At 63.8% G+C, this 26,677-nt stretch carries 13 protein-coding genes; 11 read left to right on the forward strand and 2 right to left on the reverse strand.

All coding sequences use genetic code 11. The annotated features are described in order from the left end of the window. The first annotated feature begins 65 nt into the window (after nucleotides 1–65). The 11 genes from RBA41_RS03635 (at nucleotide 66) to RBA41_RS03685 (ending at nucleotide 23,295) form a co-directional block, all read left to right on the forward strand. The gene (locus tag RBA41_RS03635) at nucleotides 66–13,073 is read left to right on the forward strand and encodes an SDR family NAD(P)-dependent oxidoreductase (protein ID WP_306621128.1); all 13,008 of its coding nucleotides are present in this window, start codon (nucleotides 66–68) and stop codon (nucleotides 13,071–13,073) included. 174 nt (nucleotides 13,074–13,247) lie between these two features. Continuing rightward, entirely contained in the window at nucleotides 13,248–13,973 is a 726-nt protein-coding gene (locus RBA41_RS03640) for an MBL fold metallo-hydrolase (RefSeq protein WP_306621130.1), read from the forward strand. A gap of 39 nt (nucleotides 13,974–14,012) precedes the next feature. Next, a complete protein-coding gene (locus RBA41_RS03645; RefSeq protein ID WP_306621132.1) occupies nucleotides 14,013–15,272 on the forward strand; it encodes a hydroxymethylglutaryl-CoA synthase family protein in 1,260 nt (419 codons plus the stop codon). Next, the gene (locus tag RBA41_RS03650; protein WP_306621134.1) at nucleotides 15,260–16,051 is read left to right on the forward strand and encodes an enoyl-CoA hydratase/isomerase; all 792 of its coding nucleotides are present in this window, start codon (nucleotides 15,260–15,262) and stop codon (nucleotides 16,049–16,051) included. The genes RBA41_RS03645 and RBA41_RS03650 overlap by 13 nt, the downstream gene beginning before the upstream one ends. After that, nucleotides 16,051–16,800: a polyketide synthase gene (locus RBA41_RS03655; RefSeq protein ID WP_306621136.1), complete on the forward strand. Its 750-nt coding sequence runs from the start codon at nucleotides 16,051–16,053 to the stop codon at nucleotides 16,798–16,800. The genes RBA41_RS03650 and RBA41_RS03655 overlap by 1 nt, the downstream gene beginning before the upstream one ends. Before the next feature lie 21 nt (nucleotides 16,801–16,821). Continuing rightward, a complete protein-coding gene (locus RBA41_RS03660) occupies nucleotides 16,822–17,061 on the forward strand; it encodes an acyl carrier protein (RefSeq protein WP_099878374.1) in 240 nt (79 codons plus the stop codon). Then, nucleotides 17,048–18,301, forward strand: a complete 1,254-nt coding sequence (locus tag RBA41_RS03665) for a beta-ketoacyl synthase N-terminal-like domain-containing protein (protein WP_306621138.1) — start codon at nucleotides 17,048–17,050, stop codon at nucleotides 18,299–18,301. Before RBA41_RS03660 ends, RBA41_RS03665 begins: the two co-directional genes overlap by 14 nt. Nucleotides 18,302–18,333: 32 nt before the next feature. After that, complete coding sequence (gene fabD / locus RBA41_RS03670; RefSeq protein WP_306621140.1) at nucleotides 18,334–19,467, forward strand: ACP S-malonyltransferase; 1,134 nt, start codon at nucleotides 18,334–18,336, stop codon at nucleotides 19,465–19,467. Nucleotides 19,468–19,530: 63 nt separating this feature from the next. Further along, nucleotides 19,531–19,824, forward strand: coding sequence for a hypothetical protein (locus RBA41_RS03675; protein ID WP_099878383.1), 294 nt, complete (start codon nucleotides 19,531–19,533; stop codon nucleotides 19,822–19,824). Continuing rightward, the gene (locus tag RBA41_RS03680; protein WP_306621142.1) at nucleotides 19,824–20,795 is read left to right on the forward strand and encodes an acyltransferase domain-containing protein; all 972 of its coding nucleotides are present in this window, start codon (nucleotides 19,824–19,826) and stop codon (nucleotides 20,793–20,795) included. The genes RBA41_RS03675 and RBA41_RS03680 overlap by 1 nt, the downstream gene beginning before the upstream one ends. After that, nucleotides 20,788–23,295: a 50S ribosomal protein L11 methyltransferase gene (locus tag RBA41_RS03685; protein ID WP_306621144.1), complete on the forward strand. Its 2,508-nt coding sequence runs from the start codon at nucleotides 20,788–20,790 to the stop codon at nucleotides 23,293–23,295. The genes RBA41_RS03680 and RBA41_RS03685 overlap by 8 nt, the downstream gene beginning before the upstream one ends. On the opposite strand, the gene RBA41_RS03690 is transcribed toward RBA41_RS03685, so the two are convergent. Then, complete coding sequence (locus RBA41_RS03690; RefSeq protein WP_306621146.1) at nucleotides 23,292–24,119, reverse strand: 4'-phosphopantetheinyl transferase family protein; 828 nt, start codon at nucleotides 24,117–24,119, stop codon at nucleotides 23,292–23,294. The genes RBA41_RS03685 and RBA41_RS03690 overlap by 4 nt on opposite strands. 106 nt (nucleotides 24,120–24,225) lie before the next feature. After that, nucleotides 24,226–26,676: an apolipoprotein N-acyltransferase gene (gene lnt / locus RBA41_RS03695; protein ID WP_306621148.1), complete on the reverse strand. Its 2,451-nt coding sequence runs from the start codon at nucleotides 26,674–26,676 to the stop codon at nucleotides 24,226–24,228. Nucleotide 26,677 lies beyond the last annotated feature (1 nt).

Raw genomic sequence — 26,677 nt, forward strand, 5'->3', positions numbered from 1 at the left:
TCTGCCACCAAAAAAAAGCTTATTCAATCAAACTAGCGCCGCTCCCGCGAGAAAGTGCAAAAACAATGATCGACTTTATCGAGTATGTTGTTTCGGAACTGAAGAACAGAAGGCTGTCGAAAGAAAATGCGGTCAATTTGATCAGGCAGTTCTCCGGGAATGCGGCCATTTCCGGTGGCGCGGCAACGCTGCACCCGCTGCTGCACCGGAATATCTCGGATATGTATCAGCAGTGCTACCGCTCATCGTTCACCGGCGCCGAGTTTTTCCTGAGCGATCATCAGGTGCTGGCCGATGGTGGCGCCGCGCTTCGTGTGCTACCCGGCGTCGCCTATCTGGAAATGGCACGGGCAGCGCTTGCCGATGCCATGCCGGACGCAGGCCAGGTCGTATTGAGCGATGTGGTATGGGTCAAGCCGCTGGTCGTGAGCGAGCGGACAGACGTCTGCATTGCGCTTTCGTCCGGCGCGGAAGCGATCGAGTTCGAGATCTTCAGCGAAGAAGCCGACGGTGAAGAAGTGGTGCATTGTCGCGGCATGGCCAGGTTTGCCAGCGACCGCACGAACGAGCGGCTCGATCTGGATGCGCTCACCGCGCGCATGACCGCCGGCCAGCTTGATGCCGACGCTGTCTATCCCGCCTACCGCGCCATGGGAATGCAGTTCGGGCCGGCGCATCAGGCGGTGAGCCAGGTTTATCGCGGCGACAGGGAAGTCGTGGCCCGTTTGAAACTGCCGCCATCGGTAACGGACACGCTGGCAGCCTACGAGCTTCATCCCAGCCTGGTGGACGGCGCGCTGCAGGCAGCCATCGGATTGCTGGGAGACCTGCGGGTACTGCCCAGCCATCCATCGTTGCCGTTCGCGCTGGAATCGGTACGGGTCCTGTCGGCGTGCAAGCAGGAGATGGTGGCGTGGATACGGCATGCGCAAGGCACCGGCGCGAACGATAAGTTCACCAAGCTCGATATCGACCTGTGCGACGCCGACGGTAACGTCTGCGTGCAGCTCAGGGGCTTTTCATCGCGCACCTTGAGCGTGCGGCCGGATGCGCGTCGCCAGCAGGTCGGGCTGGTGCTCGCCAAGCCGGTGTGGACGGCCAGCCCAAGCGGCGATGCGCGCGCCGGCAGCGCCGAGCGCCATGTCCTGTTTTGCGATCTCGCTGCGGGCGCAATCGCGGATGCGCATGTGCACCACGTGACAGCGCCACATGGCGACATGGCGCAACGCTACACCGATCTGGCGCTCGGCTGCTTCGACGTTATTCGCGACATCATCGCGAACAGAACCCCGGCTGGCGTCTTTATCCAGCTGGTGGTGCCCGATGCGGCGGAAGCGAACCTGCTGATCGGTCTTTCCGGGCTGTTGAAGTCCGCCGCGCTGGAGCACCCGGACGTCAATGGGCAGCTTTTGCTCGTCGATGCGCTTGCGGCACAAGAAATCCATGCAGAACCGGCGCACGACGGCATCGTCCGCTACCGGAACACGGTGCGCGAAGTGATGGGCTGGGAAGAGCTGCACGACGTCGCAGCCACGCCGGCCATCGCCTTCAAGGAAGGTGGCGTCTATCTGATTACAGGCGGACTGGGTGGACTGGGTACCGTGTTTGCGCAGGAAATCGTGCGCCAGACGGTGCGGGCGAAGGTCATCCTGACCGGCCGCGCGGATTCGTCGCAGGATGTGCAGGACAAGCTGAACGCGCTGTCCGGTGAAGGCCGCGTTGAATACCGCACCCTCGATCTGGGGCAGGCGGCCCAGGTGCGGCAGCTGGTGGCCGGCATCGTCGCCACGCACGGCCAGCTCAATGGCATCATCCACAGCGCCGGCATGATTGCCGACAGCTTGATCGTCAAGAAAACGCGCGACGAATTCGCGCAAGTGCTCGCGCCCAAGGTGACCGGCGCGGTCAATCTCGATGCTGCCAGCCAGGACGTGGACCTGGACTTCATGGCGCTATTTTCGTCCGGCGCATCGGTGATGGGCAATGTCGGACAGGCCGACTACGCGGTCGCGAACGGCTTCCTGGACCAGTTTGCGGATCACCGCAACCGGCTCGCCGCCGTCGGCCAGCGCAAGGGCAAGACGATTGCCGTCAACTGGCCGTTGTGGGCGGAAGGCGGCATGCGCATGCCGCAGCACGACCAGGACGCGATGCGCGAACTGACCGGCATGCACCCGATGCAGACCAAGACCGGCATGCGGGCGTTCCTGCGCTGCCTGGAAGGGCAGCAGCAGACGGTGGTAGTCGAAGGCGATGTGGAAAAAATCAGGAAAGTCCTGTTCGAACAGGTACCGGTGGTGGTTGAGCAGGCGGCGCCAGTCGCGGCGCCACCGGCCGGAAATCTGCACGAGCAGACGCGCGACTATCTTCGCAAGCAGTTCGCCGACCTTTTCAAGCTCCCTTACAGCAAGGTCGACCCGCGCGCGGCGCTGGAAAAGTATGGAATCGACTCGATTCTGTCGATGGACCTCACCCGGCAGCTGGAGAAGACGTTTGGATCGCTGTCCAAGACGCTGTTCTTCGAGCACCAGACCATCGACGAGCTGACCGAATACTTCGTGCGCAGCCAGGCACCAACGCTGGCGGCGCTGTTCTCGGTGGCCGAACCTGAGCGGGAAGCCGCTCCCCCGGTAATGCCGGTGACGCACGCCACGCCGCGCAAGCGGGCAGGCCGCGGCATCGCCCCCGCGACCCCGGGCGCGCGCCACGACGAACCGATTGCCATCGTCGGCCTGAGCGGACGCTATCCCGAGTCGGCCGACCTTGAAGCGTTCTGGCGCAATCTGCGCGATGGCAAGGACTGCATCGTCGAGGTGCCGAAGGAACGCTGGGACTGGCGCGATTATTACAGCGAAGACCGCACCGCCGAAGGTTGCCACTACAGCAAATGGGGTGGCTTCATCAGCGGCGTGGACGAATTCGATCCGCTGTTCTTCAATATTCCACCGGTCGACGCCGAAATGATCGATCCGCAGGAGCGCCTGTTCCTGCAGCATACCTGGATGGCGATCGAAGACGCCGGCTACACCCGTGCAACGCTCAAGACCGCGCAGAAGGAAGAACAGACCGGCCAGGTTGGCGTGTATGTGGGCGTGATGTACGGCGAATACCAGCTGTTCGGCGCGGAAGCGAGCCTGCAGGGCGCCCGCGTGGGTGTGCCGGTCAGTTACGCCAGCATCGCCAACCGGGTGTCTTACATCCTCAACCTGCACGGTCCGAGCATGACCCTGGACACGATGTGTTCATCCTCGCTGACCGCGATTCACCTCGCGTGCCAGGACCTGAAGCAAGGCCGCACCCACCTGGCCATCGCCGGCGGCGTCAACGTGTCGATCCACCCCAACAAATACCTGATCCTCAGCGCCGGGCAGTTCATTTCCAGCGATGGCCACTGCCAGAGCTTCGGCGAAGGCGGCGACGGCTACATTCCTGGCGAAGGTGTGGGCGCGGTCGTCCTCAAGCGCTTGTCGGATGCTGAGCGCGACGGCAATCATATCTATGGCGTCATCAAGGGCAGCGCGCTCAATCACGGCGGCAAGACCAATGGCTACTCCGTGCCGAATCCCAAGGCGCAGGCCAGCGTCATCGGCCTGGCGTTGAAGGAATATGGCATCGATGCGCGCCATGTCAGCTACATCGAAGCGCACGGCACCGGCACCAGGCTGGGCGACCCGATCGAAATTGCCGCATTGAGCCAGGTCTTTGGCGAGTACACCAAGGACCGCCAGTTCTGCGCCATCGGTTCAGCCAAGTCGAATATCGGCCACTGCGAATCGGCGGCCGGCATCGCGGGCCTGACCAAGGTGCTGCTGCAGATGAAGCACCGGATGATCGTGCCGTCGCTGCATTCGTCGGTTTTGAATCCGTACATCGATTTCGAGGCATCCCCGTTTGTCGTCAACCAGACCTTGCGCGCATGGGACCAGCCGGAAGTCGATGGCAAGCGGGTGCCACGGATCGCCGGCATTTCGTCATTCGGGGCCGGTGGCTCGAATGCGCACCTGATCATCGAGGAATACGCCGCCGTCAACGCGGTGGCGCCGCAACAGGGCAGGGTGGTGATCGTTCTGTCGGCCCGCACGCAAGCGCAATTGAAGCGCAAGGCGGGCGACCTGCTGGACTTCATCGAACGGCAGGACAATGCGCCCGATCTGGACGCGATGGCGTACACGCTTCAAGTCGGGCGCGAAGTCATGGATATGCGGCTGGCGGTTGTGGTGGACTCGGTTGCGCAGCTGGCCGAAAAACTGGCCGCGTTCGGCCGCGGCGAAGACGGCATCGACCAGTTCTACCTCGGCCAGGCCGACAAGGAAAAAGACAGCATGTCCGTCCTCAGTCAGGACGATGACATGATGGAGACCATCGCCAAGTGGATCGCCCGCAGAAAGCTGCCGAAACTGGCCGAGCTCTGGGTCAACAGCCTGGAAATCGACTGGCGCCAACTGCACGCCGGGCGCAAGCCGGTGCTGATCAGCCTTCCAGCGTACCCGTTTGCCAAAGACCGCTACTGGATCAGCCGCGTGGCCGCAACGCGCCGTTCCGGTGGGGCCGCGCCGCTGCATCCGCTCGTGCACGCGAATACGTCGGACTTTTTCGAGCAAAGCTACAGCGCCCAGTTCAGCGGCGACGAGTTTTTCCTGGCCGATCACCGGATCGGGGCCACGCGCCAGAAAATCCTGCCCGGCGTCGCGTACCTGGAAATGGTGCGCGCAGCGGTTGACATGGCGATGCCGGCCGGCGCGCAGGCGCGGCAACTGCAGATCAACAATGTCGCGTGGACGCAGCCGATTGTCGTTGATGGCAATCGGGAGGTGACAGTCGCGCTGGCGCCGCGTGGCGATAGCGTCATCGATTTCGAGGTACATACCGGCGGCGGTGTCACGCACTGCCAGGGACAAGTGGTGCTGTCGGATGCATCCGGCGCCGAGCGGATCGACCTGAACGCCGTCCGAGCCGGGATGAACCTCGGTGAGCTGAGCGCCGAATCGGCTTACGGCGCCTTCAAGACAATGGGCATTCACTACGGACCGTCGTTCCGCTGCATCACGGCGCTTGCGCGCGGCGACGGCCAGGTACTGGCCGAGCTGAGCTTGCAGGGTGATGCGGACGCATTCGTGCTCCATCCCGGCATGTTGGACAGCGCCTTGCAGGCTGCCATTGGCCTCGTCGCCGATATCGATAACCTGCCCAGGCAACCGGCCGTGCCGTTTGCGCTCGATGCCATCGTCGTGCATGCGCCGTTCGCGGCGCGCATGTTTGCCTGGGTGCGCCGCGCCGGAGAAAAGATCGACATCGACCTGTGCGGCCAGGATGGCACCCTGTGCGCCCGCCTGACAGGCCTGGCGTCGCGCTCGATGCAGGAGATTGAGGTCGGCACCCTGATCGCCGTGCCGCGCTGGGAAGCCGTCGGCGCCGCCCATGGCGCGGTCGATTATCGCCGTCACGTGGTGTTGCTGTGCGATCTGGATCATCTCGATTCCGGTCGCATGCCGGGTATCGAAGCGCGGCATGTGGCAGGCGACGCCACGCAAGATGCCGCGGCGCGCTACAGCGCAGTGGCCGTCGCCTGTTTCGAGCAGGTGCAAGCGATGCTCAAGACAGCGTCGCACGAGAAAATGCTGTTCCAGCTCGTGATTGGCTGTGAGGCTGGCGACAGCTTGCTGGCCGGGCTGTCCGGCCTGATCGACACGGCACGGCTGGAAAATCCCAACCTGATCGGTCAGGTGATTCTGACGGAACGCCATGTCGACGAGACGGTGCTGGTGGCGCAACTGCGCGAATCGATGCTGCGTTCGGGCGAATCCTTGCTCAGGCACGCAGGCAGCTTGCAAACTGCGCTGCGCTGGACGGAGCAAGACGCTGGCGCCGCCGATGTGGTGTTCAAAGACGGTGGCGTGTATCTGATCACGGGCGGCATGGGCGGCCTTGGCTTGCTGTTTGCGCGCGAAATCATCGAGAAGGCCAGCGATGCGGTCGTGGTCCTTACCGGCCGCGCGGCCGAACATGCCTTGCCGATGCCGGCCGGACGCGTGGTGTACCGCCAGCTCGACCTGAACCAGCCGGATCAGGTCCGTTCGGTCGTTGCCGGTATCGTCAGCGAGTTCGGCGCGCTGAACGGCATCATCCACAGCGCCGGCATGACACGCGACAGCTTCATCATCAATAAGACTGTCGAAGACTTTGCGCAAGTGCTCGCCCCGAAGGTTGCCGGCACAGTCAACCTGGATGCCGCCACCAAGCACTTGAATCTCGATTTCATGGTGCTGTTCTCGTCCCTCGCCTCGGCGATGGGCAATGCGGGCCAGGCCGACTATGCCGCCGCGAACGGTTTCATGGACCAATTCGCGGCGCAGCGCACGAAGACCGTGTCCATCAACTGGCCGCTCTGGCAAGACGGCGGCATGCAGCTCGACGCCGACACCTTGACCATGCTGGCCAAAGCGTCGGGCATGCTGCCATTGAGCAGCGCCAGTGGCATGCAGGCGTTCTACCGCAGCCTGGCGCTCGGCACGTCACAGGCGCTGGTGATCGAAGGTCATCTGAGCCGCTTGCGCCGCGCGCTGGAGCATCGTCATGCGCCGGCAGCGGTCGAGGTGCCGGCCGCAATCCCGAGCGGCGAAACCGGCGGCTTGCTGGAGAACGCGCAGCGGTATCTCGTCAATGAGTTTGCCGGGCTGCTGAAGATGCCATCGCACGAAGTCGACCCGAAGGCGCCGCTGGAGCAGTACGGCATGGATTCCGTGCTGGCGATGAAGCTGACCAATCAGCTGGAGCGCACCTTCGGCTCCTTGTCCAAGACGCTGTTCTTCGAGTACCAGACCATTGCGCGCCTGGCTGGGTATCTGGTCAAGGCGTTCCCGAACGTGCTGACCGCAAAAACCGGTGGCCAAGCCCCCACCCACGTTCCCGCCGCGATCCACATCCCGGCACCGGTACGCAGCAAGATGCGTTTTGCCGAGGCCGTCCCAAAAATCACCGAAGTCGCCATCGTTGGCGTCGGCGGGCGCTACCCGTTGGCCAGGGACTTGCGCGAGTTCTGGCAAAACCTGAAAGCGGGCCGCGACTGCATCACCGAGATTCCCGAAGAGCGCTGGGATCACGCGCCGTTCTACACGACCGAACGCAACCAGCCGGGCAAGGCCTACAGCAAATGGGGCGGTTTTATCGACGGCGTGGACCAGTTCGATGCGCTGTTCTTCAACATATCGCCCAAGGAAGCGGAATTGATCGATCCGCAGGAACGCCTGTTCATCGAAACCGTGTGGGAAACCATCGAAGACGCCGGCTACAGCAAGGATGCGATCGCCCGCAACCGGGTCGGCGTGTACGTCGGCGTGATGTGGGGGCAATACGAGCTGTACGGCGCCGCAGCGGGGGCCGCCGGTTCGCCAAGTTCCTCGTTTGCCTCGATTGCCAACCGCGTGTCGTATTTCTTCAACTTCCAGGGACCGAGCCTCGCGCTCGATACGATGTGCTCGTCGTCCTTGACCGCAATTCACCTTGCCACGGAAGAAGTGCGCAAGGGCGGCATCGATGTTGCCATCGCCGGCGGGGTCAACGTATCGATCCATCCGAGCAAGTACCTCAGCCTCAGCCAGGGCAACTTTGCGTCCACCGATGGCCGCTGCCGCAGTTTTGGCGACGGCGGCGATGGTTATGTGCCGGGCGAGGGCGTCGGTGCGGTGCTGCTCAAGCCGCTGGACAAGGCGATTGCCGATGGCGACCAGATCTACGCCGTCGTGAAGTCGAGCGTCATCAACCACGGTGGCAAGACCAACGGCTACACCGTGCCCAACCCGGTCGCGCAGTCGGAATTGATCCTGGAGGCGCTCAACAAGGTCAACATCGACCCGGCCACGATCTCGTACATCGAAACCCACGGCACGGGAACATCGCTGGGCGACCCGATCGAAGTGACCGGCCTGGTGCAGGCGTTCGACGGCACGGGCCGGCCGGTGGGCAAGCAGGCTTGCCCGATCGGATCGGTCAAGTCGAATATCGGGCACCTGGAATCGGCCGCCGGCATCGCCGCCGTAACCAAAGTGCTGCTGCAGATGAAACACGACCAGCTGGTGCCGTCGCTGCATGCCGAGCGCCTCAATCCGCATATCGATTTTCCGAACACGCCGTTCTACGTGCAGACCGCGTTGCAGGACTGGAAGCGCCCGGATAACCGTCCGCGCCGCGTCGGGGTGAGCTCGTTCGGCGCCGGTGGTTCGAACGCGCACCTGATTCTGGAAGACTTTGTGGACGCGCGCGCAGCTGTGCAGCGGCAAGAGCGTCCGCACGCGTTTGTCATGTCGGCGCGCAATCGCGATGGGCTGCTCGCTTACGCCGATACGATGATCGCCTTCTTGGGCGATGCCGACGATCTGGCCTTGGCCGACATGGCCTTCACGTCCCAGCTTGGCCGCACAGCAATGCAGGAGCGTCTGGCCATTGTGGCCAGCAGCAAAACGGAACTCAAGGAGAAGCTGCGGCAATGGCGCCAGCACGGCGTGGCGAACGATGTGTGGGAAGGCAGCACCAAGCGCGAACGTGCATCGGTTCACGAACACATCGCTGCCCAGTGGGTCAGCGGCGTGGACGTCGATTGGGCTCAGCTGTACCGTGCGGAGCGGCCGCAGCGCGTGTCGCTGCCGACGTACCCGTTTGCCCGCGAGCGCTTCTGGATTGCTGCCGGCACGGCGCCGGTTCAGCAAGTTCGCAAGCAATTGCTCCATTACCGCACCGAATGGCGGACGGCGCAGCCGGTTGTTGCAGGCGATACGGCAGGTCCGCTGCTGGTTGTGGGCGCTGACGCGGCGCTGTTTGCCCAGCTTGAGCGCGTGCATCCGGGCGCGACGCGGGACACCAGTATCCTGCCAGCCGCAATCGTTCACTTCGCGGACGCGGCGGGCAGCCTTGAGAACGGCATTTTCGCGATACACGCGCTGTGCCAGGCCATCTTGAAACAAAAGCCGGCAAACGCAATCAGGATCGTGTCGGTACGCACAGGCGACGCGTCTGCCGCGCAACATCGTGCCATCGCCGGGTATCTGAAAAGCCTGGCGATGGAAAATCCCGCATTTTCGTGGAAAACCATCAGTGTTGACGACGACGTTGCCCGCATTGTGTGCGACGAATTGAGCGATGCGCACTGGCGCGCCGGCGAAGTGCGCTACCGTGGCGAGCAGCGCGAGGTACGGGAATTGGTGCGTTCGCCTGCTATTGCAGCCGGCAAGGCCAGAACCGTCATCAAGCAGAACGGCGTGTACATCATCAGCGGCGGCATGGGCGGGTTGGGAGAGCTGTTCAGCCAGTATCTGCTCAAGCAATACGGCGCGAAACTGGTACTGACCGGGCGGTCCGCGTTTGATGCCGCGCAGCACATGAGCGATAACGTTCTCTATGTTCAGGCAGATATTGCGGACCGTGAGCAAGCGGATGCGGTCGTTCGCGAAGCCAAAAACCGCTTCGGACGCATCGACGGCGTCATCCACAGCGCGGGGATTCACCGCGACGCGTTCGTGCTGAACAAGACGCGCGCCGAAATGGAAGCCGTGTTCGCCGCCAAGGTCAGCGGCACGATCAATCTCGATCTCGCCACCAGGGATGAGGACCTGGACCTGTTCGTCACGTTCTCGTCCGTGGCCGGAGCGCTCGGCAACGTCGGGCAGTCCGACTATGCCTTCGCCAACGCCTTCATGGATGGCTACGCGGAGCAGCGCCAAGGCCCGGGAAAATCGCTGTCGATCAACTGGCCGCTGTGGCAGGACGGCGGCATGCAATTGTCGCCGGGCGACGTGGCGCTGATGGAAGAGCGCTCGGGACTGTCTCCCTTGCCCTCAAACGCCGGCATCGGCTTCTTCGAGTCCGCGTTGCAGGCGGGCGATGCGCAAGCTATCGCGCTGTATGGCGATGCCGCCAGAATCGATGCTTATCTGGCGCGCGGCAAAGCGCAGTCCGTCCGGGTTCCGGGCGCGAACATGGACGCCCAGCCGCTGCGCGAGGCAACCGAGCACTATCTGAAAACCCTGCTGAGCGAGCAGATCAAGCTGGCGGTCGACCGTATCGACGCCCAGGAACGCTTCGAATCGTTCGGCGTGGACTCGATGATGATCAGCCGCATCAACGCCGATCTGGAGCGCGACCTGGGCGAGCTGCCCAAAACGCTGTTCTACGAGTACGCAACCATTGAAGAGCTGGCTGGCTATCTGGTCCAGCAGGCGCAGCCGGAATTGCTGCAGCGATTCGACGTGGCTGCTGTCGTGCCGGTAACAATCGAAGCCGCGCCTCTGCCCACCGCACCCGTTGCCAGCGCCCCGGCGGAAGAGATGGGCGCGATTGCCATCATCGGCGTCAACGGCCAGTTCCCGCAGTCCGCCACGCTGGCCGCGTTCTGGGAGAACCTGAGCGCCGGGCGCGACCTGATCGAACCGGTGCCGCCAAGCCGCTGGGATGTGGGCGCTTTCTTCAACGCCGACCCCGCCACAGCGCAGGATGGCAAGATCTACTGCACCTCCGGCGGCTTCCTGGATGATTTCGACAAGTTCGACGCCGCCTTCTTCAGCGTGTCGCCGGACGACGCGCGCATGATCGATCCGCAGGAGCGCATGTTTATCCAGTCGGTGTGGGGCGCGGTCGAGGATGCCGGCTATACCCGCGACAGCCTCAAAAAACGCCATCCGAAGGCAAAAAGCGCCGATGTCGGGGTTTTCGTAGGGGTGACCACCAACTCCTACCACCTGCTGACGGCCGACGAATGGAGCCGCGGCAACATGGTGAACCCTGCCGCGCTGCCGTGGTCGATTGCCAACCGGGTTTCCTATTTCTTCGATTTCCAGGGACCAAGCATGCCGGTCGATACCGCGTGCTCATCCGCCCTGGTGGCGATCCACCTTGCTTGCGAAAGCCTGAAGCGCAAGGATTGCCAGGTTGCCGTGGCCGGCGGCGTCAATTTGTACCTGCATCCGGCCAAATACCAGTCGCTGTGCCGCAAGCGCATGCTGGCGGTGGACGGCAAATGCCGCAGCTTCGGCGATGGCGACGACGGCTTTATCCCGGGCGAGGGCGTGGGCGCGTTCGTGCTCAAGCCGCTGGCGCGCGCGGTCGCCGACAACGACTATATATATGGTGTGGTCGCCGCCAGCGCGTACGAGCACAGCGGCCGGTCGAACGGCTACGCGGCGCCGAACCCGAATTCGCAAGCCGTGCTGATCGAGCAAGTGATGAACAAGGCGGGTATTACCCCCGATCAGATCGGCTACGTTGAGGGCCACGGCACCGGTACCAGGCTGGGCGACAGCCTGGAAGTGCTGTCGATGACGCAAGCATTCCGCAAGCGCACCCAGAACAAGGGATTTTGCCCGCTGGGTTCGGTAAAGGCCAACGTCGGGCACGCGGAATCGGCGGCCGGAATCGCCGGCGTGGCGAAGATTTTGCTGCAGTTCAAGCATCGGCAGATTGCCGCGACCATCCACTCCGATGTCGTCAATCCGAACATCGATTTCGCCAACTCGCCGTTCTATTTGCAGCATGCGCTGGCGCCATGGACGACAAAAGATGGCCAGGCGCGCCGCGCATTGATCAATTCCTTCGGCGCGGGCGGCGTGAATGCCTGCCTGATCCTCGAGGAGTACCAGCGGCCTGCCGGCGAGCCGGCTTGCGCAGGGAAGGACGGCTATCTGGTGGTGCTGTCGGCGCGCGACCAGGCGCGCCTGAAAGAACGCGCAGCCCAGTTGCGCGACTATTTGACGATGGAACGTGACATCGATCTGGCCGCCCTGACATACACCTTGCAGGTCGGACGCGAGGCGATGGATGAGCGTCTGGCAATGGTCGTCGCGAACGCGGGGGAACTGTTGAACGGTTTGTCGGGCTACATCGCCGGCAATGCTCCTTCAACCATGAGTCTGGCGACCCTGGAGCCGCACCGCAAGAAAAAAGGCCCCAATCAGGAAGAACGCGGCCGCACCAAGGCGCTGTTCGACAACGGCGACATGGCAGCGCTGATGGCCATGTGGACAGAAGGCCGGATCGTCGAGTGGGAAGATTTTTACCGCGCCGAGCGCCCGGTCCGCCTGCCGCTGCCGAGCTATCCGTTCGCAAAGGAACGCTTCTGGGTCTCGGACACGCCGGTGGGCGCTACGACGAGTGTCGCCAAGCGCGCGGCGGCGACAGCGCCAGCTGCCCAGCTGCACCCGCTGGTTTCCAGCAACGCATCGACCTTGAGGGAAGTTGCCTTCGCGTCCAGCTTGTCCGGCGACGAATTCTACGGCCGCGACCATCAGGTCCACGGCGAGCGCTTCTTCCCGGGCGCGGGCTTCCTGGAACTTGCCTGCGTGACCGGCACCATCGCCGGTGAAGAATCGGTGATACGGATCGAAGACATCGTCTGGGTACAGCCGCTCAAGCTCGGCAAGGATGCGCAACAGGTCAAGACCTTCCTCAAGGCCATCGGCAGCAGCACCGAGTTCGTGATCGTCTCGTTTGATGACGACAACGAACGGGTGGTGCATGCGGAAGGGCGCATGTCGCACGGCCCGGCCAGCAGGCACGTCGATGGCGAAGCGCCAGCGTATCCGATCGCCCAGCTCAAGCAACGCGCCGGCAAGACGGTGCAGGGCGCGGATTGCTACGGCCAGCTTGCCAGCGCCGGTTTCCACTACGGTCCGTGCTTCCGGACGATCCAGGAATTGCACATTGGCAGCGACTTCGTGTTGTCCCGGCTGCAACTGGCCGACGAACTGCGGGCCAGCTTCGACCAGTACATCTTGCACCCGAGCATCATCGACGGCGCCTTGCAAACCGTGGTCGGCATGGCCGCGGGCGAGACGCCGGACACGCCGTACCTGCCATTTGCACTGGACGATGTGGAGATCCTGCGCCCGCTGCCGGAGACCTGCTACGCCTACGTCGAACATGCCGGCACGGCGCACGCCGCCAACCAGGACATCAAGCAATTTAACATTTTCCTGCTGAGCGAAAGCGGCGACGTGCTCGTCAAACTCAACAATTTCTACCTGCGCGCGCTACCCAAAATGCATGCCGCACAGGGCGCCGGCACAAGCAGTTTGATGCTGCCGGAATAGGTGATATGCACGATGCATAAATTAACATTTGAGTTTGACAAGGAGATTCGAGGCATGTTTTGATCGGCTCAGATAGTCACGAAAAGTAACAATATGCGCGCCCGCCGGTCTACTGCGGCGCTGTCAAATTCCCCGTGTGCCGCTTCGGCGGCGCGCGGGGCACAGGGGATGATGGTGGATAAGTTTCGGGCGATGGATGACGATCCGGCAGGCAACCACGGCGACGCGCTGGCGCCGTGCGTGTTCCTGATCAAGGTCGCGCGTCAGATGATGAAGAACAACAATTATCTGATCGTCGACCCGGCCACGCACCAGGCCGTGCTGGTCGATCCGGCCTGGCAGATCGACGCCATTCACACGATGCTGGCCAACACCCAGTCGACCCTGCGCGGCATTTTGCTCACGCATGCGCATCCCGACCATATCGACCTGGCAAAGCCGCTGGCGGACTTTTACAACTGCCCGATCTGGATGTCGCACCAAGAAATTGCCGCCGCGGGCTTCAGCGCGCGGCAACTGATCGCCATCGACGAAACGCCGTGGCGGGTGGGCGAGATGCGCATCGAACCGATCCTGACGCCGGGCCACACACCCGGTTGCGTCTGCTACCTGATCGGCGACCATTTGTTCACGGGCGATGTGCTGTTCGCCGAAGGCTGCGGCATCTGCAACGGCATCGACGCTGCCCACGCCATGTTCGACAGCCTGAAACGCCTCAAGTTCCGCCTGCGCCCGGAAACCCGGATTTACCCCGGCCACACCTATGCGCGGCCGCCAGGGCAGCGTTTCGCGGATGTTCTTAGCTACAACATGTACCTGCATTTCGCCGACAAGCACAGCTTTGCCGCCTTCCGTTTGAGGAAGGGGCAGAGCGCGCGCAAGTTACTCGACTTTGTTTAGCCCGGGATACCGACGTATCCCCATCACCGGAGGAAGCACGTGAGCATCGTTGGAATCGAAGCAATGAATTTGTTTGCCGGCACGGCATTTTTGGATGTCACCAAGCTGGCCGCGCACCGCAAGCTGGACATGAGCCGGTTTGAAAACCTGTTGATGAAGGAGAAAACCGTCGCGCTGCCGTACGAGGACCCGATCACCTTCGCCGTCAACGCGGCCAAGCCGATCGTCGATGCCTTGAGCCCGGAAGAAAAAGACCGCATCGAAATGGTCATTACCTGCACCGAATCGTCGTTCGACTTCGGCAAATCGATGAGCACCTACTGTCACGATCTGCTGGGCCTGAACCGCAACTGCCGCCTGTTCGAGCTGAAAAACGCCTGCTACTCGGGCGTGGCGGGCTTGCAGATGGCAATCAATTTCGTGCTGTCGCAAACCTCGCCCGGCGGCAAGGTGCTGGTGATCGCCACCGACGTTTCGCGCTTCATGGTGGAAGAGGGCGGCGACGCGCTGTCGGCCGACTGGTCGTTTGCCGAGCCGAGCGGCGGCTCGGGCGCGGTGGCGATGCTGGTCAGCGACCGCCCGCACGTGTTCCAGATCGACGTGGGCGCCAACGGCTACTACGGCTTCGAAGTGATGGATACCTGCCGTCCCTCGGCCGACACCGACGCCGGCGACACCGACCTGTCGCTGCTGTCGTACCTCAATTGCTGCGAGAACGCCTACCTGGAGTATCAAAAACGGGTCGACGGCGCCCATTTCGGCGACACCTTCGGCTACCTCGCGTACCACACGCCGTTCGGCGGCATGGTCAAGGGCGCGCACCGCAACATGATGCGCAAACTGGTCAAGGCCAAGCCGGCCGAGATCGAAATCGACTTCCAGAACCGGGTCACGCCAAGCCTGACGCACTGCCAGCGGGTCGGCAACATCATGGGCGCCACCGCCGCGCTGGCGCTGGCCAGCACCATCGACAACGGCGAATTCGACCAGCCCAAGCGGGTCGGCATCTTTTCCTACGGTTCCGGCTGCTGCTCCGAGTTCTTCAGCGGCGTGGTGCGCAAGGAAGGCCAGGAGCGCCTGCGCGGGCTGAAGATCAGGGAAACGCTGGACAACCGCTACGAGCTGTCGATGGAACAGTACGACCGCCTGCTCGAAAAGAGCCGCGAGCTCAAGTTTGGCACGCGCAACATGGTGCCGGACGCCAGCTTCATCGCCGAAGCGCGCACCACCCTGAACCAGCCGACCCTGCTGCTCAAGCAGATCAAAGAATTCCACCGAGAATACGAATGGGTGTCCTGACCAGCAGCTACGACACCTTGCGCGTGCGCTTCGACGATGACATCTGCTTCCTGCAGATGCATCGCCCCGACTCCGGCAACGCGATCAACACCTTGTTGATCGAAGAGCTGGGCCACGCGCTGGGCGCCTGCGTCGGCCACGCCAAGGTGGTGGTGCTCGAAGGCTTGCCGGAAGCGTTCTGTTCCGGCGCCGACTTCAAGGAAATCCAGACCAGGGTCGATGGCGACGGCCTGGGCGGGCAGGACCGGCAAGACCCCGGGCCGCTGTACGACCTGTGGCACCAGCTCGCTTGTGGTCCGTTCGTCACGGTGGCCCACGTGCGCGGGCGCGCCAACGCCGGCGGCATCGGCTTCGTGGCCGCCTGCGACATCGTCCTGAGCGAGACAAAGGCGGTGTACAGCCTGTCGGAGCTGCTGTTCGGGCTGATGCCGGCCTGCGTGCTGCCTTTCCTGATTCGCCGGGTGGGCTTTGCCAAGGCCAACTACATGACCCTGATGACGCAGCCCGTGTCGGCCGCGCAGGCGATGGAATGGGGCCTGGTCGATGCCTGCGACGACAACAGCGACAACCTGGTGCGTAAGCACCTGTTGCGGCTGCGCCGGCTCGGCAAGGACGGTATCGCGCGCTACAAGCGCTACGCCGGCAGTCTGGACGACGCGCTGGTGGCCGCGAAACCGAAGGCACTGGCCGCCAACCTGGAGGTGTTCACCGATCCGGGCAACCTGCGCACCATCGCGCGCTACGTGCGGACCGGCAAATTCCCATGGGAGGCAGACTGATGGGTGATCCGATCGTCGAGGTCAGGGATCTTGAGGCGGGGATCGTCCAGGTCACCATGCAGGACCGTGTGAACAAGAACACCTTCACCGACGGCTTGATCGCCGGGCTGACCGCAGCCTTCGCCGGCATCGGCGCGCGCCAGGACTGCAAGGTCGTCATCCTGACCGGTTACGACAGCTATTTTTCCAGCGGCGGCACCCAGGAAGGCTTGCGCGACCTGTTCGAAGGCAAGATGAAGTTCACCGACAAGGATCTGTACAGCCTGGCGCTCAATTGCCCGATTCCCGTGATCGCCGCGATGCAGGGCCATGGCATCGGCGGCGGCTTCGTGATGGGCATGTTCGCCGACTTCGTGATCCTCGCGCGCGAAAGCATCTACACCGCCAATTTCATGAAGTACGGCTTTACGCCCGGCATGGGCTCGACCTTCATCCTGCCGCAAAAGCTGGGCATCAGCCTGGCTGGCGAAATGATGCTGACCGCGTCCACCTACCGCGGCGAGGAACTGCAAAAGCGCGGCGTGCCGTTTCCGGTGGTGGCGCGCGACAAGGTCCTGGAGCAGGCGCTGGAACTGGCGCGCACCCTGGCTGAGAAGCCCAGGTTCTCGCTGGTGACCTTGAAAGACCATCTGGTTCTGCCGCTGCGACAACAGTTGGCGGCGTTCATCGAGGACGAGATCGCGATGCATGCGCTCACCTTTCATCAACCCGAAGTCAAGCAGCGCATCGAAGCGTTTTTCGGCAAGTAACTTATTCAACAGGAGAGTATTTTGAGCAAAGACCGCATTTACGAGATCATCGTCGGCCATACCCGCGAAGTGGTTCCCAGCCTGGACGGCCATCCATTCCAGCAAACCGATTCTCTCAAGTCGCTGGGTGCCAATTCGATCGACCGCGCCGACATCATCATGATGACGCTGGAATCGCTGTCGGTGGACATTCCGCTGATGCTGCTCGCAAAAGCAGACAACATCGGCGATCTTGCACGCATGATCCATGAAAAATCCTAGTCGATCCGACTTGGTCGTGAGCGGCATCGGCGTGACCTCGGCCATCGGCCAGGGCCGGGAAGCCTTTCTGGCGGCGCTGATGGCCGGGCGCCACCGTTTCGACACGTTGCGCCGGCCGGGACGGCAGCGGCCCAATGGCGCCGACAGCCAGGCCACTCCCGGCTTCCTGGGCGCCGAAATCGGCGAACTGACCATGCCCGATGCGATCCCGCGCAGCCTGCTGCGCACCGCATCGCTGTCGGGGCAGGTTGCATTGGTCACATTGCACGAAGCGTGGAATGATGCCGCGCTGGGTGAGGTGGCGCCCGAGCGTGTTGGCCTGATCGTGGGCGGCTCGAACGTGCAGCAGCGCGAACTGACCCTGGCGCACGACAACTACCGCGGGCGCGAGCAATTCCTGCGTCCGACCTACGGCATGTCGTTCATGGACAGCGACCTGTGCGGCATGTGCACGGAAGTCTTCGGCATCCGCGGCTTTGCCTACACCGTCGGCGGCGCGTCCGCCAGCGGGCAGCTGGCCGTGATCGAGGCGATGCGGGCGGTCGAGTCGGGCAGGGTGGACGTGTGCATCGCCGTCGGCGCGCTGATGGATTTGTCGTACTGGGAATGCCAGGGTTTCCGCTCGCTTGGGGCGATGGGCTCGACGCTGTATGCCAGCGAACCCGCGCTCGCTTGCCGCCCGTTCGACCGCGACCGCGACGGCTTCATCTTCGGCGAATCGTGCGGCGCGGTGGTGGTGGAGCGTGCCGATGCGGCGCGCCGTACCGAACGCGCGCCGTACGCGCGCCTGACCGGCTGGGCCATGGCGATGGATGCGCACCGCAACCCGAACCCGTCGGTCGAGGGCGAGATGAAAGCGATCAAGGGGGCGCTGGCGTGCGCCGGCCTGACGCCAGCGGACATCGATTACATCAACCCGCACGGCACCGGCTCGCCCATCGGCGACATCACCGAGCTGGAAAGCATCCGCGAATGCCGCCTGGGCCACGCCTGGCTCAATGCCACCAAATCGGTGATTGGCCACGGGCTGACCGCCGCCGGCTGCGTGGAACTGATTGCGGTGATGCTGCAAATGAAGGAAGGCCGCCTGCATCCGACCAGGAACCTGGACAACCCGATGGAGACGGCCATGAAATGGGTCGGAAAAGAAGCGGTATCGCATTCGATCGACAATGCGCTGAACCTCTCCATGGGGTTTGGCGGCGTGAATACCGCGGTTTGCCTGCAACGCTATTCCTGATAACGCTTGATTCACCTTTTGGAGCTGTATTAATGAAGACATATATGTTCCCCGGCCAGGGTTCCCAGTCCAAGGAAATGGGCGCCGGCCTGTTCGACCGCTATCCGGACCTGACCGCCACGGCCGACCGTATCCTCGGCTATTCCATCAAAGAGCTGTGCATGGAAGATCCGCGCGACGAGCTCGGCAAAACCCAGTTCACCCAGCCGGCGCTGTATGTCGTCAATGCGCTGTCGTATTACCGAAAGCTCGAAGAGACCGGCCAGGCGCCCGATTTTTTGGCGGGCCACAGCCTCGGTGAATTCAATGCCTTGCTGGCGGCGGAGTGTTTCGATTTCGAGACCGGCCTGAAACTGGTGCAGAAACGCGGCGAGCTGATGGCGCAGGTGAGCAACGGCGCCATGGCGGCGGTGCTCAACGCCAGCAAGGACGATATCGAAGGCATTCTCAAGGCGAACGGCCTGAATCAGGTTTATCTGGCCAATTACAACACGCCATCCCAGATCGTGCTGTCGGGGCTGTCGGAAGAAATCGCCGCCGTCCAGAAGTTTTTCCAGACCGGGAAAATGCGTTATTACCCGCTGGCGACCAGCGGCGCCTTTCATTCCGCCTTCATGCAGGATGCGATGGAGAAATTCAGGGACTTCCTGAAAGAATTTACGTTCGCGGCTCCCAAGATTGACGTGATCGCCAACGTGACCGCCCGGCCGTATCGCGCCGATGCGATGCTCGATACCTTGTCGGCCCAGATCGCCAGTACCGTGCGCTGGTCGGAGAGCATCCAGTATCTGCTGGCCATGGGCATGGAGCGCGGTGTGGCGCCTGTATTCGAGGAACTTGGCCATGGCGACGTGCTGACCAAACTGGTCATGACGATCAAGCTGCAGACGCCGGAAGCGCTGCTTAATGAACTCATCAAGGGTGGTTTGTCGGGCGAGGCGGCGCCGGCACCGCTGTCAGCGCCCGTCAAGCTGAGCGATGCGCAGGAAAAAATCGCACTCTGGAAAAAAATGCACCCGGTCGGAACCAAGGTGAAGTCGTCGCTGCTCAATCTGGATAATCTCGAAACCCGGACCGATGCCGTGCTGCTGTTCGGACACCGGGCGGCGGTGTACCTGAAGGGATACAACGGCTATTTTGCGCTCGACGAACTGACTCCGATGTGATTTCCGCCCGAAGCAGGTCGCCCCGTTTTCCGCAACCACGCAGTTCATCGTAGAGGTGTTTATATGACAATCGCTCAATATCGTATCTTCGGCATCGGCTCGGATAACGACGATCTTCACTATATCGGTTGGACCCGCCGAAGCCTGGACGAAGAGAAAGCGCAGATTTTCTCGGACGTGGCGGAAAGCGGCAGCCATGACATAGCGGACTGGGTAAAGCAGGCAGTCGACGGCGGCAAGATCGACATCTTTGAAATCGAACTGGCGCCGTCGGTGGAAGACGCAAGGGACTCGGCGACTTTCTGGTGCGAATACTACCGCACGCTCGGCATCAACGTCGTGACCGGGCTTTGTTGATGATGCCGGCAAAGACCGTGTTCATGTTTTCGGGCCAGGGATCGCAGTACTACCAGATGGGCAAGCAGCTGTTCGATGCCGATCCGGTATTTCGCAGCTGGATGACGCGGCTGGACGACCTGGTCTGCAAGATCGCCGGGCGCCGCATTATCGATGCGGTGTATTCGGCGCCCAAATCGGCGATGTTCGATGACATCGCCTGCACGCATCCGGCCATCTTCATGGTCGAATATGCGCTCGCACAATGCCTCATTGCGCGCGGCGTCCTGCCTGACCTGACCCTCGGCTCCAGCCTGGGTTCGTTCGCCGCAGCCGCCGTGGCGGGGTACATCGATCCGGAGGATGCGCTGGCGGCCGTGCTGGAACAGGCGGCTTCGTTCGACACGTCGTGCGAGCGTGGCGGCATGATCGCCATCGTGGCCGAGCCGTCGCTGTACGAGGACGATTTTTTGAAGCGGCACAGCGCGCTGGCGGGCATCAATTTCAGCACGCATTTCGCGGTGTCGGCCGCCCACGCCGATCTCGACACCATCGAAGCCGTTCTGCGGCAACGCGGCATCACGTACCAAAGGCTGGCAGTGCGCTACGCGTTCCATTCGGAGCGGATCGACCTCGCCGAAGAACAATTCGCGTGGTTCATGAAGTCCATTCCGCTCGCGAAGGGAACGCTGCCGCTGGTGTGCTGCGCGCGCGGCGCGGCGCTGGAACAAATGACCGAGGACTACTTCTGGCAGGTGGTGCGCCAGCCGATCCGCTTTCGCGAAGCCATTGCCTCGCTGGAGGCGCAGGGCACGCATCGCTACATCGACGTCGGGCCATCCGGAACGCTGGCGACCTTCGTCAAATATGCCTTGCCCGGCCCCTCCGCCTCCAGTACGCACGCGACCCTGACGCCCTACGGCCAGGACCTGAACAACCTGGCCAGACTGGCCGGCGACGCCCACCCACGGAAAATGGAACAACATGGCTGATTGGAATAACGATCTCGGCGAGGCGCTCGCCTCGGGCGACCCGGCGCTGATGACGGCGATGCTGGAGCGGGTGCCGAAGGATGTCCTTGAAAAAGCGCTGCCCTATCTCGACAAGCTGGCCAAATCGAGCGCGCGCGATGGCAGGCTGGAAGAATCGCTGAGCTACTACGACCATCTGCTGCACGCCGTTCCCGAGCACGCGGGCTGGCACGCTGAGCGTGCGCGGCTGCTGCACAAACTGGAGCGTGGCGCGGAAGCGCTGGCGGCCTGCCAGCAGGCGCTCCGCATCGAGCCGGGCAACGAAGCGGTCGCGCAAAGGATGCGCGAGGTGGAAGCGGAGCTGCGCCATACCCTGGACCCAGGCGCCGCGCAGGAAACGCTGCACATCGAACTGCCGCCACCGCCGCAGGTGACGTTCGATCCGGCGCTGCTGGACGACCCGTCGATGCCGGCATCGAGCGATGCGTTTCGTGTAGATGGGCTCAAGCAGCACCTGTGGCGCTACAGTGCGCAACTGTCGCCCCGCAATGCGATCAATCGGCTGGACGATCACGTATGGCTGGCCGCGTGGGACCAGGCGCTGTCGGGCACGGCGGGAGAGCGGGTGCTGTTCCGTGGCAGCGAACTCGGGGTGTTCGCCCTGCGCGCGCTGCACCATGGGGCGGCGCATGCATTGTGCGCCGAAGCATCTCCGCTCGACGCGCGCATTGCCACCGGCATGGTCCAGAAGCACTTCCTCGGCCCCTGGCATGCGCGCCACGCAGGCGCAATCGCCGGCTGGACCGAGGAAGAACGGCGTATCTCGTTCGACGAGTTCACCAGCCGCATCGATATTGCCGCGGCCGGCAATGCGGCGGCAGTGGCGGCGCAGACCGACTGTTTTGTGTTTCCGAGTATCGACCACAGCCTGCTCGGCACCGGCATTGTCAAGGCCCTGCGCAAGCACGTGGCCGATGGCAGGGCCGCGCCGGCGCGCGTGCTGCCCGCCAGGGCCAGGGTGTTCGCGATGGCGGTACAGTGGAACTACGCGGGGACGGACCATGCACTGGAGCCGATGAACCAGCTGCGCTGGAGCATGTACCCGCAAGCGCTGGACCTGACGCCCGAATGCTGGACCGCGCTGACCGAGCCTGTCCTGGCCGGCGAGATCGACTTCGAGAACTTCGCCGAAGCCACGTGGAACCTGTCGCCTGCCGCTACTGCGGACGGCAAAATCGATGCGATCATCTATTGGTTCGAGCTGGAACTGGGGACCGCGCGCATCAGCAACGCGCCAGGCAGCCCGCTGCGCTGTATCAAGCCGGCCATCCAGTACACCGATCCGATCGCCGTTCAGCGTGGTGCTGCGCTGAAAGTCAGCGCGCAGGTGGGCGAAACGCGGCTGCATTTCCGGACCGAGCCGGCAGCGCTCACGCAACGCACGCGGGCGCTGCCCGGCTGGTATGTGCCGATGCTGGCCGACCGCGCGCGCAACGATGCTTTCCAGGCCGCGCTGGCGAAGCATTCCGCCAAACTGGTTCTCGATATCGGCGCCGGTTGCGGCCTGTTGTCGATGATGGCGGCAAAGGCGGGTGCCGCGCACGTGATCGGATGCGAAATCGATCCCGCCATTCTGGCGGCGGGCGAGGAAGTTGTCGCGCTAAACGGGCTATCCGGGCAGATCGACTTGGTCGGCAAGGATTGCCGCAAGCTCAACGTGCCGGACGATCTGCCGCAGCGGGCCGACCTGGCGGTGTTTGAACTGTTCGACTGCAGCCTGATCGGCGAAGGCATCCTGCATTTCCTTGCATACGCACGCGAGCACCTGCTGACGGACGACGCGCGCTTCGTGCCCGCACGCGCGCGCATTCGCGCCATGCTGATCGAGCACCGCATCGACCGCATCTGGGATATCGACGCCAACCTGCTCAATCCCTATCAGGCTTCGCCCACGTTCGTGAACGTCGATGCGGCACAGCTGAACTACCGGGCTTTGAGCGAACCATTCGATGTGTTTGCGTTCGACTTCGCCAGCGCCGGCCCGGAACCCCAGGAAACGGCGTTGAACCTGCCGGCGATTGCGGCCGGTACGGCCGGTGCGGTGCTGTTCTGGTTCGACCTCGGGATGGGCGAGGGCGACTGGCTATCGAACGATCCCCGCCAAGCCGGGCAGCCGCACTGGAAACAGGGCCTGCAATACTTGCCGGAAGCGCGCATCGATGCAGGCCAGTCCCTGCCGCTGGTGGCCCGTCACAACGGCAGCGCATTGTCGTTCCAGTGGCAGCCGGACGTGCTGCCCAGGGAATCGTTCTCGAACTTGCCGCGCTGCGACCCGCGCGGCCTGGCGGCCAGCGCCGAGCTTGAGCAGCAAACGGGCGGCCTGCTGCAGCATTGCATGCAGAATCCGGACGAATACGCCAAGGTGGCGGAGATCGCCAAGCGCTTCGCGGTCGATCCGGCGGCGTACGATCTCGATCCGACGATTGCGCAGCGTTTCGCCTCGATGTTCTTGAACGGCTAGCGCGGGTCGGCTTTCAGCAGTGTCCACGCGAAGGGCGCGTCGGACACGGTCGGGATGGCGCTGCGCACTGTCAGCAGCGGCTCCGCGCCGTCCAGGCGTTCGGCGCACAGGGCAAGCAGGTAGTCGGGCGTTGGCTGGAACTGCCAGAAACGCCAGCGCGCGGCATCGTCACCCAGATCGGGTTCGATGCTCAGGCGCACCTGGCGCTGGTCCGGGAAGTCGAAGCTGAAGCGGTCGAGCGGAATCGACAGGCCCATGCCGCGCGCCTTGATGTAGGCCTCCTTGAAGGTCCAGTACTCGAAGAAGCGGTCCTGGCGCCGTTCGGGGGGCACGCCGGCCAGCTCCGCCACTTCCGTCGGCGAGAAGAAGTGTTCGGCGATGCCGCCCGAGACCTCGCGGGCAATCAGGTTTTCCACATCGACTCCCAGCACCCTGTTGCGCGTCACGGCCATGGCGATCAGGCCGCGCGTATGCGACAGGTTGAAGCTGAGTGTGCGCGCCTGCGGGTGGTCGTTGGCGATGGCGGGACGCCCGTATTCGTTGGGGGTGAACACCCAGTCGGCCGGATCGAGCGGGGCGTAGCGCGACAGCACGGTACGCACCAGCGCGCGCGTGGCGAGGTAGCGCAGGCGGTCGTCGGCAAAATGAAAGCGCAGTTGCTGCGCGCGCTCGGACTCGTTCAGCAGCGTGAGCAAGGTGGCCAGCAAGGCCGGGTCGGCGATATCGTGGTAGAAGACCAGCCAGATATCGATTTGGCTGGCGCTGATCGGCAGGCTGACGCCACGCGGGGCATCGCCGGGAGAGCTGAAACGGTATGGAGTCATCGATCGCGCAACGGGTTATGGGGGCACAGCAGCGATCCAGTTTAGCAGACGAGGCAAGGGCAAGGCCGCGATCGGCACGTGAGCCCACCGGCTTCGATCACGTTTTCTACGCGCGGTAGACGGTCACCAGCAGCCACGCGGGCAGGCCGAGAAAAAGCGCAACGTGTCCGCCGCGTTCGAGCCGTTGCCGGACATCGACCGCCCGCGCGGGGCGCAGCCACGCCACCAGCAGGGTGCCGGCTTCAATCGCCGAGCGCAGCAGCGCCTCGCTCAGCACCACGCCGATCGACCATGCGGCCCACCACAGCGCGAAGGCGGTGAGGTATGCCCTCAGGCCAAAACTGTAGTACTCCCCGAAAGCGCTGCCGTAGGAAATATGCTGGTGCAGGTGGAAGGCAGGAATCGCCAGCGCAAGCGGGAGCAGGACAAATTTGGCGAACGGATGATCGAGCCGCGAACGCCGGATCGCCAGGCCCGCTTGCGCGTACGCCTGAATCACCGCGCGCGTGCGCACCTTGACCGGAGGCCCGCCGGCGGCTACCAGCGCAGCGGCCAGGACGCCCGGGTTGTCCAGCGCGAGCGCGTAGCGCCGGCCGCAAGCGAGCTGCAACGAAATCCCGGGGCAGGGAATGGGCAGGCGCCAACACTGCACCGTGGCGATGTCGCTCAGCGCGAGCTCCAGGCGCCGTGCGTCGCGTGTCAGCACCAGGCGGCCATTGGCGATCGATGCCTTCGCGGAAAAAAGGAACAGCACACACCACGCTGCGGCTTCAGGAACAAGGAAGAAGGCGGAAAAGATCCGCACTTGCGCCAGCGTGTTGGTGCGCAAGGCCTCGTTGAGCAGCAGTGCCGCGCACATCCAGAGCAGGCTGCCGCGCGCGAAGGCATGCAACAGGCCCGCCACGATACGGGCGGCGGGCGGCAAGACAGCGACGTTGACCGGCTCCAGCAATCCGGGGCGCGCCGGCGCCGGAGCGTGCGCGGTGCGGCGCCACGATGGGGAGGCCGACCACGCCGCCAGCACCACCAGGAAGGCGCTGGCGGCGAGCCCGACCCAGTCGCCCCAGAGCACCATCAGGGTGCGCCTCGGGACGCCCACCGGCACGTCGGCGATCACCAGGGTGCGTTCGCCCATGCGCGTGCCTGCGAGTACGCTGCCGGTGGCGTCGATGGCGGCGCTAAAGCCGTTGGTGGTGGCGCGAAATTGCGGCAGGCGCGTTTCAATACTGCGAAATGCCGCCGCGACCTGGTGCATTTCCGCACCCAGCGCAGTCGCTGTGAACCAGGAATCGTTCGACATGGTGAGGATGGCCTGCGCGCCGAGCCGGGCGCCGTCGATGGCCAGATTCGTATCGACATCGTCGAGGCAGATCAGGGGCAGCACCGGGATCTCGCGTCCGTCGGCCAGGCGCAATGGAAACACGCGTGCGCCGTTACCGGGCCGCCAGTCGCCGGTCCACGGCAGCCAGCGCCGCAACAGCGGTCCGTCCAGCCAGGCCGGAACGTACTCGGTGAGTGGAAAAAGGCGCGTCTTGCGATAGAAACCCATCAGGCCGGTGCCAGGCTGCACGAACGCGGCCGCATTGTATTCGCCAGCGCTGTCGCGATCGTAGGTGCCGAACACGAACGGCACGCCGGCTGAATTGACGATGGCCAGGATTTCACGGTCGAATTCGGCGCCGGCTTCGCTCTTTGGATTGCCGAAGGTGGTCGGGTAAGCCGTTTCCGGCCACAGCACCGCATCCGCATGCTGGCGCACGACAGCGTCGTAGCTCATCGCGAAGTGCGTATCGAGCACCTCGCGCACCACCGCGTGGGTTCCCTTTTCTTGCCTCTGGCGGTCGTAGGCGACGATGTTCGATTGTATCAATCCCATGCGTAGCGGCTTGCCCGCGGGGCCGGGGCTGGCGGACAGCACCGCCAGGCCGTAACCGGCCAGCAGCGCGGGCACCAGCGCGGCCAGCGCGAGCGGCCGGGCGACCGCGCGCAGGCCGCCGCTGCGCCGCGCCAGCGCCGCCGCAACGCCTTCGTTGGCCAGCAGTAGCAGAACGGTCAGGCCGGCGGTGCCGCCCACATCGGCGCCCTGGCGCAGCAAGCGGGATGGATAGAGCCCGTGGCCAATTGTGTCACCGAGCAGTCCGGGCACCAGCCGTTGCATCGCTGCCCACGCCGCGGCCCCCGCCAGCGCGCCCAGCACGGCGCCGTAGCGATGCCTTGTGATGTGGCGCACCAGTGCGAAGACCAGAAATTGTGGCTGGAACAGCGGCGCGGCGAGCAGCAGCAGCGCCACGCCGGTGGCCGCGCCGACCTGCGCATACAGCCCGAGCGCGATGCCGAACCAGGCGAAAGCGGCCGCCGTGTAGGCAAGCGTCATGAGGTAGGCACGCCGTAGCGTCGCCGCCAGCGTGGGGCTGGTGTCCAGCGTGCGCAGCCACGGCACCAGCAGCACGAAACCGAGCAGCCAGGCAGCGCCGCCGAGCGCGTACAGCGCCACCATGGCGCCACTGGCGAGGATGCCCCCCGCGGTGCGTATTGTCGGGTTGGAAAATAGGGTCATG

It is taken from the genome of Massilia scottii (assembly GCF_030846495.1).
Classification (GTDB): domain Bacteria; phylum Pseudomonadota; class Gammaproteobacteria; order Burkholderiales; family Burkholderiaceae_D; genus Telluria_A; species Telluria_A violaceinigra.